Source organism: Oceanibaculum sp. (genome assembly GCF_022449305.1).
Lineage (GTDB): Bacteria > Pseudomonadota > Alphaproteobacteria > Oceanibaculales > Oceanibaculaceae > Oceanibaculum > Oceanibaculum indicum.
In genome coordinates, this window is the sequence record NZ_JAKUSO010000002.1 from 194,878 (window position 1) to 211,397 (window position 16,520).

13 protein-coding genes are annotated in these 16,520 nt (G+C 66.9%); 5 read left to right on the plus strand and 8 right to left on the minus strand.

Going from position 1 to position 16,520, the window contains the following annotated elements:
- Genes MK313_RS01375 through MK313_RS01385 form a run of 3 tightly spaced genes read left to right on the plus strand, consistent with a single transcriptional unit; the run spans position 1 to position 3,980 of the window.
- Positions 1–2,067, plus strand: coding sequence for a hypothetical protein (locus MK313_RS01375; protein ID WP_287779776.1), 2,067 nt, complete (start codon positions 1–3; stop codon positions 2,065–2,067).
- Entirely contained in the window at positions 2,064–2,519 is a 456-nt protein-coding gene (locus tag MK313_RS01380; RefSeq protein WP_287779779.1) for a YbaN family protein, read from the plus strand. Before MK313_RS01375 ends, MK313_RS01380 begins: the two co-directional genes overlap by 4 nt.
- Positions 2,520–2,570: 51 nt before the next feature.
- Positions 2,571–3,980 carry a class I SAM-dependent RNA methyltransferase gene (locus MK313_RS01385; RefSeq protein ID WP_287779781.1) on the plus strand — a complete coding sequence of 470 codons (1,410 nt, stop codon included), beginning with the start codon at positions 2,571–2,573 and terminating at the stop codon, positions 3,978–3,980.
- A 49-nt stretch (positions 3,981–4,029) separates the two neighbouring features.
- Here MK313_RS01385 and MK313_RS01390 read toward each other — a convergent pair whose 3' ends face one another.
- The 3 genes from MK313_RS01390 to MK313_RS01400 form a co-directional block, all read right to left on the minus strand.
- On the minus strand, positions 4,030–5,163 hold the full coding sequence (locus MK313_RS01390) for a type III PLP-dependent enzyme (protein WP_287779784.1): 1,134 nt from the start codon (positions 5,161–5,163) through the stop codon (positions 4,030–4,032).
- A gap of 77 nt (positions 5,164–5,240) precedes the next feature.
- Positions 5,241–6,671 carry a homospermidine synthase gene (locus tag MK313_RS01395; RefSeq protein WP_287779787.1) on the minus strand — a complete coding sequence of 477 codons (1,431 nt, stop codon included), beginning with the start codon at positions 6,669–6,671 and terminating at the stop codon, positions 5,241–5,243.
- 86 nt (positions 6,672–6,757) lie between these two features.
- Positions 6,758–8,017, minus strand: coding sequence for a type III PLP-dependent enzyme (locus tag MK313_RS01400; protein ID WP_287779791.1), 1,260 nt, complete (start codon positions 8,015–8,017; stop codon positions 6,758–6,760).
- Positions 8,018–8,763: 746 nt separating this feature from the next.
- Here MK313_RS01400 and MK313_RS01405 point away from each other — a divergent pair.
- Positions 8,764–9,546: a transporter substrate-binding domain-containing protein gene (locus MK313_RS01405; RefSeq protein WP_287779794.1), complete on the plus strand. Its 783-nt coding sequence runs from the start codon at positions 8,764–8,766 to the stop codon at positions 9,544–9,546.
- Positions 9,547–9,606: 60 nt separating this feature from the next.
- Here MK313_RS01405 and MK313_RS01410 read toward each other — a convergent pair whose 3' ends face one another.
- From MK313_RS01410 to MK313_RS01430, 5 genes are all read right to left on the minus strand, one after another.
- On the minus strand, positions 9,607–9,813 hold the full coding sequence (locus tag MK313_RS01410; RefSeq protein ID WP_008944932.1) for a cold-shock protein: 207 nt from the start codon (positions 9,811–9,813) through the stop codon (positions 9,607–9,609).
- Positions 9,814–10,006: 193 nt separating this feature from the next.
- Positions 10,007–10,213, minus strand: coding sequence for a hemin uptake protein HemP (gene hemP, locus MK313_RS01415; RefSeq protein WP_008944933.1), 207 nt, complete (start codon positions 10,211–10,213; stop codon positions 10,007–10,009).
- Positions 10,214–10,402: 189 nt separating this feature from the next.
- Positions 10,403–13,075 carry a methyl-accepting chemotaxis protein gene (locus MK313_RS01420; RefSeq protein WP_287779798.1) on the minus strand — a complete coding sequence of 891 codons (2,673 nt, stop codon included), beginning with the start codon at positions 13,073–13,075 and terminating at the stop codon, positions 10,403–10,405.
- Positions 13,076–13,106: 31 nt separating this feature from the next.
- Positions 13,107–14,312, minus strand: a complete 1,206-nt coding sequence (locus tag MK313_RS01425) for an ABC transporter substrate-binding protein (RefSeq protein WP_287779799.1) — start codon at positions 14,310–14,312, stop codon at positions 13,107–13,109.
- Between the two features lie 141 nt (positions 14,313–14,453).
- Positions 14,454–15,758, minus strand: coding sequence for an MFS transporter (locus MK313_RS01430; protein WP_287779800.1), 1,305 nt, complete (start codon positions 15,756–15,758; stop codon positions 14,454–14,456).
- Between the two features lie 304 nt (positions 15,759–16,062).
- Here MK313_RS01430 and MK313_RS01435 point away from each other — a divergent pair, with 304 nt between their 5' ends.
- The gene (locus tag MK313_RS01435; protein ID WP_287779802.1) at positions 16,063–16,515 is read left to right on the plus strand and encodes a hypothetical protein; all 453 of its coding nucleotides are present in this window, start codon (positions 16,063–16,065) and stop codon (positions 16,513–16,515) included.
- Positions 16,516–16,520 lie beyond the last annotated feature (5 nt).

Genomic DNA, 16,520 nt, shown 5'->3' on the forward strand with positions numbered 1-16,520 from the left:
ATGATTTCATCGGGCCTCGATATCGCTTTCGCGCCGATGCTGCCGCTCTGGGCGCTGGCGGCGCTGGCCGTCCTGTCCGTGCTGGTGCTGGCCGCTGGCCTGTGGCGGCGGGCGCGCGGCATCTGGCTGCGTGCGGCGGCGGTCGCCGTGCTGCTGCTGGCGCTGGCCAACCCGGCGATCATCGCCGAGCAGCGCGAGGACCAGAGTGACATCGCCCTGCTGCTGACCGACCGCTCGCCCAGCCAGCGCATCGGCGAACGCCCGCAGCAGACCGATGCGGCGCTGGAGGCCCTGCGTGCCGAGCTGGCTCGCCAGCCCAATCTGGAGGTCCGTGAGGTGACGGTGGAGCCGGCCGGCGCCAACCGCGAGGGCACTCAGCTGCTGGCGACGGCGCAGCAGGCCCTGTCCAACATTCCGCGCCGCCGGCTGGCCGGCATCGTCGCGCTGACCGACGGGCAGGCGCATGATGTCGACACGCTGTCCGAAACCCTGCCCGCCCCGTTCCATGCGCTGATCACCGGCGAGAAGGACGAGCAGGACCGCCGCCTCGTCATCCGCCAGGCGCCCAGCTTCGGCATGGTTGGCAAGGAAGTGACGATCCGGCTGTCGGTCGAGGATGCCGCCGCTGCCGAAGGCACGCCGGTCTCGCTCCGGCTGCGCCTGAATGGCGAGCGCGAGGAGGTGATCGCCGTCCCCGCCAACAGCGAGGAAGAGATTGCCTTCACGCTGGACCGCGGCGGCCAGAGCGTGCTGGAGATCGAGGCCGCCCCCGGCGAGCGCGAACTCACGCTGATCAACAACCGCGCGGTGCTGAGCATCAACGGCGTGCGCGACCGGCTGCGCGTGCTGCTGGTCTCCGGCGAGCCGCATGCGGGGGAACGCACCTGGCGCAACCTGCTGAAGGCCGACCCGTCGGTCGATCTGGTGCATTTCACCATCCTGCGCCCGCCGGAGAAGCAGGACGGCACGCCGATCCGCGAGCTGTCGCTGATCTCCTTCCCGATCCGCGAGCTGTTCGAGGTGAAGATCGACGAGTTCGACCTCATCATCTTCGACCGCTACAAAAGGCGCGGCGTGCTGCCCCGGCTCTATCTCGGCAATATTGCGGAATATGTGCGCAAGGGCGGCGCGCTGCTGATGGCGGTGGGGCCGGATTTCGCCTCGCCGGTCAGCCTGTTCCAAACCCCCATCGGCGATATATTGCCGGCCGAGCCCAGCGGCGACGTGCATGAGGAGGGCTACCGCCCGACCCTGACAGCGATGGGCCGCCGCCACCCCGTCACCGCCGATCTGGCCGGCGCCGGGCCCGAGGGCGGCGTGCCGGGCTGGGGCCGCTGGTTCCGGCTGGTCGATACCCAGCCGCGCAGTGGCACCGTGGTCATGCAGGACGAGCGCGCCCGCCCGCTGGTAGTTTTGGACCGCGTCGGCGAGGGCCGCGTGGCGCAGATCAACAGCGACCATATGTGGCTGTGGACGCGCGGCTTCGAGGGCGGCGGCCCGCAGGCCGAGCTGCTGCGCCGGGTCGCGCACTGGCTGATGAAGGAGCCGGACCTGGAGGAGAATGATCTGCGTGCCACGGTGCGCGGCGACCGCATGGAGATCGAGCGGCGCTCGCTGGAGCCGGCGGCGGAAACGGTGGAGGTCACCGGCCCGTCCGGCGAGACCATCACCGTGCCGCTGGCGGAATCCGGCGAGGGCCGCGCCACCGGCACGCTGACCGTGGAGGAACCCGGCCTCTACCGCCTGTCCGATGGGGAGCGCACCCGCCTGGTCACGGTGGGCGCGGTCAATCCGGTGGAATATGCCGATGTCCGCGCGACCGACACGGTGCTGTCCCCGGTCGCCGAAGCTTCGGGCGGGTCGGTCCACTGGCTGGCCGACGGCATGCCCGACCTGCGCCGCGTCGATGCCGACCGCCGCGCCACGGGCCGCAACTGGATCGGGCTGCGCGCCAACAACGACTATATCGTGACCGGTGTGCTGGAAGTGCCGCTGCTGCCCGCCCTGCTGACCCTGCTGCTGGCGCTGGGTGCGCTGATCGGCGGCTGGCTGCGCGAGGCGCGATGAGCGTGCAGGAGGATGCTCCCGGAAATCCGCCCCCTACGAAACAGCTGGAGTTCCACGAGGCCGGGCTGATCGAGAACCGGCTGCTGCGGGTCACGCTCTACGCGCTGGGCTGCATTTTCGCCGCGCTGGGGCTGATCGGCGCCTTCCTGCCGGTGATGCCGACCGTACCCTTCCTGCTGGTGGCAGTGTGGTGCTTCGCGCGCTCCTCACCGCGGTTCCACCACTGGCTCTATACCCATCCGACCTTTGGCCCGCCGATCCGCAACTGGTTCCAGCACGGCGTGGTACCCCTGAAGGGCAAGCTCTATGCTGTCGGCGGCATGGCATTCAGCTGGCTGATGACCGTCATTTTCGTGTTCGACGGCTGGCTGAAGCCGGCGCTGATGGGCGGGACGATGGTGCTGATCGGGATCTATGTCTGCACCCGCCCCAGCCGCGTGCGGGTGGAGTAGCTACCGCTTTCCGCTTGCGGGCCGGGCGCGAAGCCCGCATATCTCGGCCCCATGAAACGCAGCCAGCCACCCCATAAGCAAATGGGCAAGCCGCACCGCGCCGCCGGCACATCAGCCCGTCCGTTCGAGAAGCGGCCCGAGAAGCACCCTGGGCGGAAGCCGGCGCGCGCCGCCCGCAAGCTGCCGGCGAACACGCCACCGGTCGAGCTGACCGTCACGGCGCTGGGCGTGCGCGGCGACGGCCTCGCGGAGGCCGGTGGAAAGCGCTATTTCGTGCCGCTGACCGTGCCGGGCGACCGGCTGCTGGTCCGCCCGCTGGAGGAGACCGGCGACGGCATCCGCGCGGAAATACTGGAGCTGCTGGAGGCCGGGCCGGACCGGCGAGAGCCGCCCTGCCCCTATTTCGGGCGTTGCGGCGGCTGCACGCTGCAGCATCTGACGGACACGGCCTACCGCGCCTACAAGCAGGCGCTGCTGCTGGACGCGGTGGCGCGCGAAGGCATCGACCCGGAGCTGATCGCCGAACTGGTGACGGTGCCGCCGCACAGCCGGCGACGGGCCATCCTGGTGGCGCGCAAGCTGGCGCAGGGCACGGTGCTGGGCTTCCATGAACATCGCGGCCATTTCATTGTCGATATCGAGGAGTGCACCGTCCTCGCCCCGGCGCTGATGGCGGTGCTGCCGCCCTTGCGCGCCCTGCTGGACAGGCTGCTGCCGGCTGCCGGCAATGCACGCGCGACCATGCTAAGCCTCGATGGCGGCATCGATCTGCTGCTCGACCTGCCGGAAATGCCGGACCTTGCCGGACGCGAGGCGCTGGCCGGCTTCGCGGCGGAGGCTGACCTCGCGCGGCTGTCGATCACCATCGAAGGCGGCACACCGGAACTGCTGGCCGAGCGCCGCGCCGCCACCCTGTCCTTCGCCGGCATACCGGTCGCGGTGCCGCCGGGCGCCTTCCTGCAGGCCACGCCGGAGGCCGAGGCCGCGCTGCTGGAGGCCGTGCTGGCCGGCGTCGGCGAGGCGAAGAGCGTTGCCGATCTCTATGCCGGCTGCGGCACCTTCAGCCTGCCGCTGGCGGCAAAGGGTGCGGCGGTGCATGCGGTGGAAGGCCACGCCCCGGCGCTTGAGGCGCTGGCGACGGCGTCCCGCAAGGCCGGCTCGTCCGTGAAGCTCACCGTCGAGAAGCGCGACCTCGCCGGTGACCCGCTGGCGGAGGATGAGCTGAACCGGTTCGATGCGGTGGTGTTCGACCCGCCGCGCACCGGCGCCCGCTCACAGGCGGCGGCACTGGCGAAGAGCCAGGTGCCGGTGGTCGTGGCCGTCTCCTGCAACCCGGCCACCTTCGCGCGCGACATGCGGCTGCTGCTGGAGGGCGGCTACCAGCTGGAGCGGATCACGCCCATCGACCAGTTCCTGTGGTCTGCCCATCTGGAGCTGGTGGCGGTGTTCCGGCACGCATAAGAAAAACCCCCTCGCTGCCGCCAGCAAGGGGGTTTTCCGTTCAGACGCCTCAGATGTAGTAGGAGGCCAGCGGCTTGAAACCGTTGAAGGCCACCGCCGAGTAGGTGGTGGTGTAGGCGCCGGTGGAGCCGATGCGCACCCGGTCGCCGATGGCGAGGTCGAGCGGCAGCTTGTACTCCTCCTTCTCGTACAGCACGTCGGCGCTGTCGCAGGTCGGGCCGGCCAGCACCACCGAGTCGCCCTCGCCGGTCAGCTCGCGGTCGAAGGTCAGCGGGTACTTGATCGCCTCGTCCATGGTCTCCGCCAGACCGCCGAACTTGCCGATGTCGAGATAGACCCAGCGCTTCGTCTCGGCCGCCGACTTGCGCGAGATCAGCACCACCTCGGATTCGATGACGCCGGCATTGCCGACCATGCCGCGGCCCGGTTCCACGATGGTCTCCGGAATGCGGTTGCCGAAATGGCGGCGCAGCGACTCGTCGATGGCCTGGCCGTAATCGGCCGGGGTCGGCATGTCCTTCATGTAGCGGGTCGGGAAGCCGCCGCCCAGATTGACCATGCGCAGCAGGATGCCGCGATGCTCCAGGTCCTGGAACAGCCTGGCGCAGCTGGCAATGGCCGCATCCCACTGCTGCGGATCGCGCTGCTGCGAGCCGACATGGAACGAGATGCCATAAGGGATAACGCCCTTCTCCGCCGCCTTCAGGAGAAGATCGAACGCCATCTCCGGCTCGCAGCCGAACTTGCGCGACAGCGGCCAGTCAGCACCCTCGCCCGAGGTCAGGATGCGGCAGAACACGCGCGCCCCCGGCGCGGCGCGGGCGATCTTGTCCAGCTCCGCCTCGCTGTCGAAGGCGAAGAGACGGACACCCAGCGCATGGGCGCGCGCGATGTCCGTCTCCTTCTTGATGGTGTTGCCGTAGGAGATGCGCGACGGCGTGGCGCCGGCCGCCAGGGCGTCCTCGATCTCCGCCACGCTCGCCGTGTCGAAATTCGACCCCACTCCGGTCAGCCGCTTCAGGATCTCCGGCGCCGGATTGGCCTTTACCGCATAGAAAATCTTGGCGTTCGGCAGGGCCGAGGCCAGGGCGCGGTAATTTTCCTCCACGACGTCCAGATCGACGACCAGGAACGGGGTCTCGACTCGTCGCTCGGCGAGGAAGCGGGCAATCTTTTCGTTCATCTCTCTACTCTCCCAAACCGCTGATTAGGCGGCATTAAAGTACGGTTCAGGTACGCAACACTCGTATCGGTGCCGGACTAGACGACCAGCACGTTCTTGAACTGCCAGGGATCGTCGTAATCGACGTCCTCGGCAAACAGCACCCCCCGGCTTTCCAGCGGCGTCCAGTCGCTGTAGGCCCCGACCACCGGGCCGAGATAGGGCATGCAGACCTCGAGCACCCGCTGGAAGTCCATCTCGTCGGGTTCGACGATGCCTTCCTCCGGGTTCTCCATCGCCCAGACCAGGCCGCCGAGCACGGCGACGGTGACCTGCAGCGAGGTGGCGTTGTTGTGCGGGCACAGCTTGCGCGCTTCCTCGATGGAGAGCTGCGAGCCATACCAGTAGGCGTTCTTCTTGTGGCCGGCGAGCAGCACACCCAGCTCGTCGATACCGCTGACGACCTCGTCAACGATCAGCCGCTGGTTCTTCTGCTGCACCCAGTTCTTGCCCGCCAGCTCGTGCACCGACATGACCGCGTCATCGCACGGGTGGTAGGCGTAATGCACGGTCGGCCGGTAGGTCACCGCCTTGGCCGCGCCGGTCTCCTCGGTCACCGTGAAATAGTCGGCGATGGAGATCGCCTCGCTATGGGTGATGAGGAAGCCGTGGAAATGGCCCTCGGTCGGCGTCCAGGTGCGCACCCGCGTGCTCGCCCCCGGCCGGTTCAGGAAGATCGCCGCGTCGCAGCCGAAGGCATGCCGGCTGGCATTGTACGGCCAGTGCTTCTCGTGCGTGCCCCAGCCCAGCTCGGTCGGCTGCGAGCCTTCCGAGACGAAGCCGTCGATCGACCAGGTGTTCACGAACTCGCCGACCTTCTTCGGATTGTTCGTCACCTGGGTGTCGCGCTCGGCGATGTGAATGACCTTGACGCCGAGGGTCTTGGCCAGATTGCCCCAGCCCGCGCGGTCCGCCGGCACATCCGCCTTCACGCCGGTATCCTTGGCGATGTTCAGCAGCGCCTGCTTCACGAAGTGCGATACCAGACCCGGATTGGCGCCATGGGTGATGACCGCCGTCGGGTCCTTCTTGCCGGGCCGGCGCTGCGCCAGGAATTCCTCCCGCAGCGCATAGTTGGAACGCAGCGAGGGCGGCAGCGAGGTATCGGTATAACCGCCGACCCAGGGCTCGATGCAGGTGTCGAGATAGAGCGCACCCTTGTCGCGCGCCAGCTCGGCCAGCGCGATCGAGGACACATCGACCGACAGGTTCAGCAGGAAGTCGCCCTTGCCGATCTCCTTGCCCACCAGATCCTTGTAGTTCTCGCGCGTTACCGGGGCGACCCGGAATTCCACGCCATACGCGTCGGCAACGTCCTTGCCCTTCTCCTCGGCGGTGATGATGACGATCTTGTCCTTCGGCATGTCGATATGCCGCAGGATCAGCGGCAGCACGCCCTGGCCGATGCTGCCGAAGCCGATCATCACGATACGTCCGCCGAAGGCGGTATGGCGCTTATAGTCCGTCATTCTTTGTCACACTCCGTTCAGTTTCGATGCGGGCCGGCTCCTGTTCCCGGCCCCGCCGCACATAAGCGCTGACTTTTATTGTTTCCTCAAGCCACGGCACGCAGCTTCGCGCGCCGCCGCACCGGATGGCTGACCTGCGCCGGTGCTTCCTGACCCGCGCCCGACCCCGGGTGGCCGGCGGTCGCCAGCAGCGGCCCGTCGGAGACGGCAACCGTGCCGATCCGGTCGAAGCCGTTGAACTGGGTGCGCAGGCAGGCACCATAGGCGCCCAGCTGGCCGATCTCGATCCAGTCGCCCTCGCGCAGGTCGGCCGGCAGCCAGAACGGGCCTTCCATCCGGTCCGCGCTGTCGCAGGTCGGGCCGAAGAAGACGTAGGGCAGCATCTCGGTCGAAGCGGCCTCCCCTTCGGTACGGATCACCCGCACCGGGAAGCGGAAGGCCGGCACGCCGGCATCCGACAGCGTGCCGTACACGCCGTCATTGATGAACAGCTCCTGCCCGCGGCGATGGTTCACCTGCACGACCAGCGAGGTGCCGGCGGCGACCAGCGCGCGACCCGGCTCGCACCACAGCTCGCAGTTCGCGAGGTCCAGCCGGCGGAAGGCGCGGTTGATGGCCGCCATGTAGAGCCACAGCGCCGGCGGGTTCACGTCCGGGTAGGCAACCGGGAAGCCGCCGCCGACATCCAGCACGTCGGGCGTCACGCCGGACAGGCGGATGACCTCGCCGGCGATCTCCATGGCGCGCTCATAGGCGGACGGGTCCAGGCACTGCGAGCCGACATGGAAGCACAGGCCGACGCGGCGGCCGGCATCGCGCGCGGCACGCAGCAGGGTAACCGCCTGCTCCACCGGGGCGCCAAACTTGCCGGACAGGTCATAGACCGCACTGCCCTTCGGCAGCTTCAGGCGGATGAACAGGCCCAGATCGTCGGCATGGCCGGTCTCGGTCACGATCTTCGCCAGCTCCTCCATCGAATCCAGCGAGAAGTCGCGCACGCCATGCTGCATATAGGCGGCGCGGATCGAGGCCCGCGGCTTCACCGGATGCATGTAGGCAAGGCGCGCGTCCGGCAGCAGCCGGCGCACGGTCTCGATCTCAGTCAGCGAGGCGACGTCGAAATTGGCGACACCGCCAGCCGACAGGGCGCGCAGCACCGCCACATCGGGGTTGCACTTCACGGCATAGAAGACACGGCCCGGAAACAGCGACACAAAGGTGCGCGCGGTCGCCTCCATGAGGGCCGGACGCACGCACAGCACGGGCTCTTCCGGACGGGAGGCGGCAATCACGCCATCGACCGTCAGGCCGGCAATCTCGCGTTTTGCATCGAAACCAAGGAACATCGCACCAACTCCCAAAAACTGACCGCGCCCTTACCGGACACGCCAAGAACACGCGCGGATGCCGACGCACCGGTTGAGGTGCAGGAACCCGCTGGCCTGCCCGAAAACCGGGACAGGTCACGACGAAAGCTTGCCCGCCCCCGGCCCGCAAAAGAGCTGGCGGCGATATCGAAAGCCTATGAGGTGAGACGTGCTTGGCGGGTTCAGCGGCCTTCCCTCTGCGGGAGGCCTGTGGGACCGCTCAAGGTTCGTTTTTCAGGGGGGTGTCTCAGCCCCCGGTGGTACAGGACGCAATCATAACAGGACCCCTTCGGACCAGAGCGGCAGCGCCGCCAGATGAGCCAAAAGAGACGCGTTACGTCGTTACTTAACCACGGTGGGCCATTGGTACGTGCGAATACGCTCTGGGGGGTCATATATGCCCAACAATCCCCCCACGCAAGCCCGAATTTTCCCTGTAAGGCCCGACACTTAGCGGCAGGGCAGCAGATTGTCGGCCGACTGTTCGAACGCTCAGCGAAATTAAACGCCAAGTATCTGATTAGAAGCCTTTTTTGTGATATTTTTTCGCAGAATTTTTTATCGCCGCCGGAATTATGAAATTTTTCGGGCGTCTCCCGGCGCGCCTGTAACAATCGGCATGACAAGCGGCAACGCCCCGGCATCCAACGCCCCCATCGCCAAGACAATGGAATTCGCGCATGATAGGCGCGGTTGCAGCAACGGGACGCAAGAGCCTTGGAACCATGACGATCATCCGCCGACTAACGCTGCTGAGCTTTATCGGGCTGTCCGGCCTGGCCGCGCCCCTCCTCACCCCTGTCCTCGCCGCCGAGACCATCCGCATCGGCGGCTACCCCTTCCCGCCCTTCGTCGAGGTGATCGATGGCCAGCCGGGCGGGCTGACGCTGGATCTGATCGCCGCCGCCAACAAGGCGCAGACGCGTTACCGGCTGGAGTTCGTGCCCACGGCCGCGGAGCAGCGCTATGCCGATCTTGAGAAGGGAAGTTTCGACCTGATCCTGTTCGAGAGCGCCGACTGGGGCTGGCCGCGCGGAAAGATCGCCTCCGCCGCCACCCTGCATGAGGGCAGCGAGATCTATGTCGCTCTGGCGGAACCCGGCCGCGACCAGAGCTTCTTCAGCCCGCTGTCGGAGCGCCGCATCGCCATCGTCAGCGGCTTCCATTACGGCTTCGCCGGCATGGAGACGGACAGTGCTGCGCTGGCCAGGCGCTTCGACATTCTGGAAACACCGGAGCCGGGCGACAGCCTGCAGGCGGTGCTGGATGGCGAGGCCGAGGTCGCGGTGCTGAACGATGTCTTCCTGAAACGGCTGCTGGCCGAAGTACCGGAGATGAAGGAGACGCTGCTGATCGGCGATACGCCGGACCAGCGCTACAGCCAGGCCGTGATCGGCAGCGCGCGGCGGGCGGAGATGGCGACCGCCATCGGCCGGCTGCTGCTCGACACCATGCGCGCGCCCGCGTTCCAGGAGGTGCTGCGCGGCTACGGGCTGGGCACACCGTAGGCAAAAGAAAAGGGCAGGCCCGATGGCCTGCCCTTTCCGGTGCACTCATTGTTCCCGACGTCAGGCCAGGGTGAGGGAACCCGCCGACATCTTGCCGTTGCGGCCCTGCTGCAGGTCGTAGCTCAGGCGCTGCCCCTCGGCCAGATCGGCCAGCCCGGCCTGCTCAACCGCGCTGATGTGCACGAACACATCGGCCCCGCCCTCATCCGGCTGGATGAAGCCGTAGCCCTTGGTGCGGTTGAACCATTTCACGATGCCAGTACTCATAATCTTTCTCCTTCATCGCCACGCGTCCGCGGCGACACACCTTCGCAAGTGCATGCGGACTCGTCGGGAACGAAGGGAAATCTGCGTCACTCAACGGCGGCCAAACGTCTTTGCCGCTCCACACAACGCATTATCCTATGCGCAAAGCCTATTGGCGCGCAATCGACGCCGCGCGCCGGAATTGCCCACCGGTTTACTTCGTCAGGATCAGCTTGCCCTTGCGCGTCAGGCGCAACCGGTAGAATTCCTCGGCGTGCTGGATCAGCACCTCGCGCCCGGCGGTGAACAGATCGCCGCTGTCGAGGATGCGTTGGGCCGCCGGCACCGGCTGGACCGGGCGGTAGCCATCGAGGCCGGGATGGGCCGGACCCGGCATGGAAGGTTGGCGCATGACGCTCATAGCCTGTCTCCTTTGTGCGTGTCAGGTGTAGGCGCGCTTCAAACTAAGTTGCGAATAACTCGCAATAGCAAGACTGAAGGCTAAATCCGGGCTTGTCAACGCCGATCCGTCATCCCGATAGGGCATAAGAAAAACCCTCCCGGCCAGGGCCGGGAGGGTTATGTAGAACCATAGCAGTGCGGCGGGCGGTCAGCCGGTCCGCACCTGCGTCAGGAACTGGTCGACCTGGTTGCGCAGGCGCTCGGTCTGCGACATCAAATCGTTGGCGGAGTTCAGCACCTCGTGCGCCGTGGTGCCGCTCAGCTCCGCCGCCGTGCTGACGCCGACGATGTTGGAGCTGACCTCCTGCGTGCCCGAGGCCGCCTGCTGCACATTGCGGGCGATTTCCTGGGTGGCGGCATTCTGCTCCTCCACCGCCGAGGCGATCACCGTGGCGATCTCGTTGATCTCGCCGATAATGCTGGCGATCTCGGTGATCGCGCCCACCGCCTCTTCCGTGGTGCCCTGCATGACCTCGATCTGGCCGGACACATCCTCGGTCGCCTTGCCGGTCTGGTTGGCAAGGTTCTTCACCTCCGAGGCCACGACGGCGAAGCCCTTGCCCGCCTCGCCGGCCCGCGCCGCCTCGATGGTCGCGTTCAGCGCCAGCAGGTTGGTCTGCTCGGCGATGCCACGGATCAGCTGCACCACTTCGCCGACCTGCTGGGCGGCCTTCATCAGCTCCTGCACCGTGCCGTTGGTGCGCTGCGCCGCACTGACCGCGCGCTGGGCGATGGTCGCGGATTCGCTGACCTGGCGCCCGATCTCGCTGATCGAGCTGGACAGCTCCTCCGCCGCCACGCCGACGGTCTGCACATTGCTGGAGGCCTGTTCCGAGGCCGCCGCGACGGTGGTGGCCTGGGTACGGGTCTCCTCCGCCGTGTGCGCCATGCTCTCCGCCGAAGTCTTCAGGCCGGAGGCCGCCGTGGCCACCGCCTTCACGACATCGCCGATCTTCGCCTCGAAATCGTCGGCCAGCTGATACATCATCTTCCGGCGTTCCTCGGCCGCCTGCCGGCGTTCCTGATCGGCGGCAGCGCGGCTTTCCTCCAGCGCCACCGCATTGTCGCGGAACACCGCCAGCGCATCGGCCATGCGGACGATCTCGTCACGGCCGCTGTTCGGAATCTCAGCGGTCAGGTCGCCCTGGCTGATCGATTCCATCGCCGTGGTCAGGCGCATCAGCCTGCCGACGACGGCGCGCCCGACATAGAGCCAGCCCAGCAACACCGCACCGATGATGCTGGCGCCGACAATGACGAGCATTGCCGTGGTGCTGGCCATGATGACGTCGTTGGTAGCGGCCTTCGCGTCCTCGATCTTGCCGGAGGCTTCATCGACAAGCGCATCGACGGCGAACTGCAATGCGGTCGCCTGCACCTTGCCGGCGGCAAGCGCCTCGCTCGCCTTTTCGCCCAGCGCCAGCTCCTGCCGGCGCAGGTCGAACAGATTGCCGTCGGCAGTGCCATATTCGATCAGCATGTTGACCGTGCTGGCCAGCATGGCGACGTCCTGCCCGCCGTTCTGCAGCTCCTCCAGATAGGCGTTCACGCGCGAGGCGGCACCGGCGAAGCGGCCGGACAGGGCGTCGATCTCGGCCGTGCGGCTTTCATTTGACGCCGCCGCCAGAACGCCGGCCAGCAGATTGGCCTCGCCCTGGATGGACAGCAGCGCGCGCAGCATGCTGACGTCCTTCTCCATCAGCCGGGTGATGATGAAGCTGTTGTCGGCGATGGTGACCTCGGAACTCAGCACCAGGTCGAAGCCGGTATCGTCCACCAGCGTGACCAGCGCCAGGGTCAGGTTCTCGTACAGCGCCAGCAGCTCGCGCATCAGCTCGACACGGCGGCTGCGCATCGCCTCCAGCTTCTGGAAGTCGGAGCCGGTCAGCTCATCCATGCGGGTGGCGAACAGCCCGTTGGCATCGCGCCCCTTGGCAACCATCTCCTCGACCAGCATCACCACATTGGCGCCGCTGCCTAGATCCCACAGCTTTTCCAGATTGGGGGCGATCCGCCGCGCCGTGGCGTCGAACTGGTCGCGCAGCGGACGCAGATGCGTGGCATCCTGCGCCGAGGCAACCTGGGTATAGATGCCGAGCAGCGAGTTGACCTCGGCCTTCACCTCCAGCGCCGCGCGCAGCGCGCCGACCTGGTTTTCCAGCAAATCGGTGATTGTGCGCCCGCTGTTCGCCGTCGCCTCCTCGGCGGCGGAGACAAGGCCGGTACGCGCGCTTTCCACCTTGGGGTCGATATCGGCCAGGATCGCGCCATGCGCCAGATTGGCCTCGTCCACCATGTCCTGGCGCTTGCGCTTGATTGCCAGCGACTCCTTCACGATCTGGTCGATGCTCTGCAGCCGGCTGGCCAGCGTCTCGACGCTGGTGCGCAGCCCCTGCACCTGCTGCTCGCCAGCCTCACCCAGCACCCGGGCCAGGTCGATGATGTCGCTGTTCAGCAGGTTGGTGCGCTCGTCCAGCGCCGCACGGGCATCCTCGCGCTCCTTTGGCGTCGTCGCGGCCTGCAGCGCCGGGGCCACTGCCAGGAAGCCGTTCACGTCGGCGGCGATCTTCAACGCCGCTTCCGACATCGGCACGGCCTCGTCGGTGATCGTCGCCAGGCTGTCCTTCACCCGCTCGAAGGAGAACCAGGCGACACCGCCGGCCAGCACCGTCATGATGGCCGCGCCACCGAACGCCATCAGCAGCTTCTCGCGGATGCCGAGGCCGCGCCCGCGCCGCTTCGCCTGCCGGGCCGTGTTTTCCGGGTCGTTTCCGGCTTCGGTATCGACCTCAGCCTCGATCGCTTCGTTATTCTCTGTCATGACTTGCCCCCGTCCCTTCCTGGACACAGCTTCAGCCGCCAGCGGCGGCCAGGCTTTCTACCTTCTTCACTGTTCCGTCATCCTGGATCACGGTCAGTGTCACCGTGTCCGACCCCTGATTGTCGCCCTTCCCGAAGGTCAGCGTGAAGCCGCCCAGATCGAAGCTGCCGACCTTGTACAGCGTGTCGATGAAGGCGCGCTGCGTCGGCTCGCCCTCGATCTTGCGCAGCACCTCCAGGAACAGCCGCCCGGCGACATAGCCTTCCAGCGATACCGTGTCGGGGCGCGCCTTGTCGCTCACCGCCATCATGGCTGCCTGATATTGCTGCACCAGCGGCAGCGACTCATCCTGCGGCAGCGGCATGACCTGCGTGACGGCCACGCCAGTGCGCTGCGCCGCCAGCGCCTGCGAGAACACCTCGCCGCCGACGAAGGAGGTGGTCACAAAGCGCGGGTCCATGCCCAGGCTGCGCGACAGCTTGATGAATTCCGCCGCCGGACGGTAGGCGCCGACGATCAGCACCGCCTCCGGGTTGGCCTTGCGGATGGTCAGCAGCGCGGTCTTCACCGCCGTGGTGTTGCGATAGTAGCTGCCTTCCGCGACCAGCGTCAGACCGTGCTTCTCCAGCGCCTTCTTCACCGCGCGCACGCCCGAAATGCCAAAGGCGTCATCCTGATACAGGATCGCGATGCGCTTGGCCTGGAGATCGGCGGTCAGCCGTTCGATCCACAGCTCGGCCTCCTGATCGTAGGAGGCGCGGATATTGATCACATAGTCGAGTTCCGGCTGGCGCAGGGCCGGCGCGCCGGTGAAGGCGCCGATGAAGGGGATGCCCATATCATTGGCCAGCTGCATGGCCGACATCGACGGCGCGGTACCGACCGAGCCGATCATCGCGAAGACGCCTTCGGTCAGGATCAGCTCCTCCGCATTCGCCAGCGCGCGGTCGGCGCGGTACTCGTCGTCCTTTGTCATCAGCTCGATCTTGCGGCCCTTCACGCCGCCGGCATCGTTCGCCTCCTTGAAGGCGGCGAGCAGCCCTTCGCGCATCGCCATCCCCAGCTCGGCGACCGAGCCATTCAGCGCGGCACTCTGCCCGACCACGATGCGGTCGGCATAGACGCCGGAGGCGGCAGCCAGGGCTGGCGCCGCGCTGGCGGCGATGATTCCCAACCCCAGGACCGCGCCCAGGACAGTACCCCGAACAGTGGCGGCGGCTTTCGGTACGAAGCGCATGGACCCCTCCTTAATATCCTTCGTTTTTAACCTTACTCCCGCTCCTTTAAAAAGAGGTTACTCTTTGCTTCCATTTGGGGAAATTAACCCTCAATTTTTATCTTATTATTCATGCACATATACTAATCACCCACATGGCCTTCAGCTGGCCCGCTCCACCGCGCCGGAAACGGCCTTGCCGGATGGCCCCTGACCAGACACGGCCGGGCGCATCCGGAACACCAGCCCCAGCACGATGACCAGATTGACCAGGTTGAAGCCGACCCCAGTCAGGAAGGCGATGCGGTAGCTGCCGGCCAGGTCGAAGACCAGCCCGCCCAGATAGCCGCCGCCGGCCATGCCCAGCGTGCCGCACAGCAGGATCACGCCGATCCGCCAGCCGACCTCGCCCAGCGGGAACACCTCGCGTGCGACCAGCGAATAGGTCGTCACCAGCCCGCCAAAGGCGAGGCCGAAGGCGAGTGCCGAGAGATAAAGACCGGTCAGCCCGTCCACCCAGACGAACAGCGACAGGGTGGCGGCCTGCCCGATGGAGCCGATCAGGATGGTGCGCAGCCCGCCGATGCGGTCTGCCAGCAGGCCGAATCCGAGGCGGCTGACAAAGCCGCCGGCCAGCAGCAGCGACAGCATTTCCGCCCCGCGCGCGGCGGAGAAGCCAAGGTCGATGGCGTGCGACATCAGATGCACGATGGGCATCGCCATCGCCACGCAGCAGCCGATGATCGCCAGGCACAGCAGCGCATGCAGGAGATGGAGCGACGGCACCGCGCGCCGCACGAACGCGACCGCGTCATCGCCCGGCAGGGTAATGGGCAGAGGCGTGGGCTGAGGTTCAGATGCGGATACCGACACTGGTGCGGGCCGGCGCAGCAGCAGCGACAGCGGCAGGATGACGGCAAGGCAGGCGATGCCATAGCCGATCATCACGCTGCGCCAGCCGGCCTCGTCCATGGCGTATCGGAACAGTGGCGGCAGCAGCATGCCGGCAATCGACTGGCCGCTGCCGACCACCGCCAGCGCAAAGCCGCGGTTGCGGTCGAACCAGCGTGTCGCATTGCTGAGCAGCGGCACCATCAAGGCCCCCTTGCCGAAGATGCCAAGCAACAGCAGGTGCGAGGCATAGAGCGACCATTCCCCCTGCATGCTGCCGGCCAGCACGCAGCCGGCGGCCAGCGAAAGGGCGCCGATGATCGCGCTGCGGCCCGCGCCATAGCGGTCGGCGAACCAGCCCATCAGCACCCCGCCGATGCCGGCGCCGGCCCAGTTCAGCCCGTTCGCCAGCGAGGGTACGCTGCGCGGCCAGCCCATTTCCTGGCTGACCGGCACCATGCCGACGACGATCAGATACATGGCGCCGAACGCCATCGAGACCATCGCCATCGAGGCGATGACGACGAGCCAGCCATAGGGGCGCTCTATGCTGGTTTCCGCAGCCTTGTCGGCCATGCCGGACGTTCCTCCCGCTTCTTCTTTTGTCTCGACGCTAGCATGCGCCTGTCCGTAAAGACAAAGTGGCCGTAAAGACAAAGCGGCCGTAAAGACAAAGCGGCAAGACCCTGTCTGCGTGTCGATATGAAGTGCGACTTGATTAGTGCCTTATACTCAAACCGCACCCGACACTCAGACCGTCACCCCCGGTCTTGTACCGGGGGTCCAGGGTTCAGCCCACTCGGGCGATGCCGAAGCGAGCCGAGGCCTGGATTCCCGCAACAAGTGCGGGAATGACGGACAGAGGAAACCGAAATTCAGCATGACGCCCCCCTCTCCACCGCCAGTTAAAGCCGTTATCGTCCGCACGCTGGACGAGGCGCTGGCCGCGCTCGATGCGGCGCGGGAGGCCGGCGTCGCCGTCACGCTGCTGAGCCCGCCGGGCGCCGCCGGCACGATGGGGGCGGGATTCTGGCAGGCGCTGATTGAGGCTGCTGCCGAAGAACGCCCGGATGCCCGCTTCACGGCATTGCTGGATTGCGGCCCCTGGCCCGGCTTCGCGATGGCCGCCCTGCGCCAGGGCGTTAAGGGACTGGTCTTCACTGGTGACGCCGAAACCCTGACGCGCCTGCGCGGCATCGCCGAAGCCTGCGGTGCCACGATCCTGGACCGCGCGCCCGCCGCCCTCGACCCCGCCGCCCTTGACCCCGACACCGGCCGGAACCAGCCCGCCGCCCTGCGCGTTTGGCTGGCAGGAGAGAGGCGCGATGGTTAAGGCGA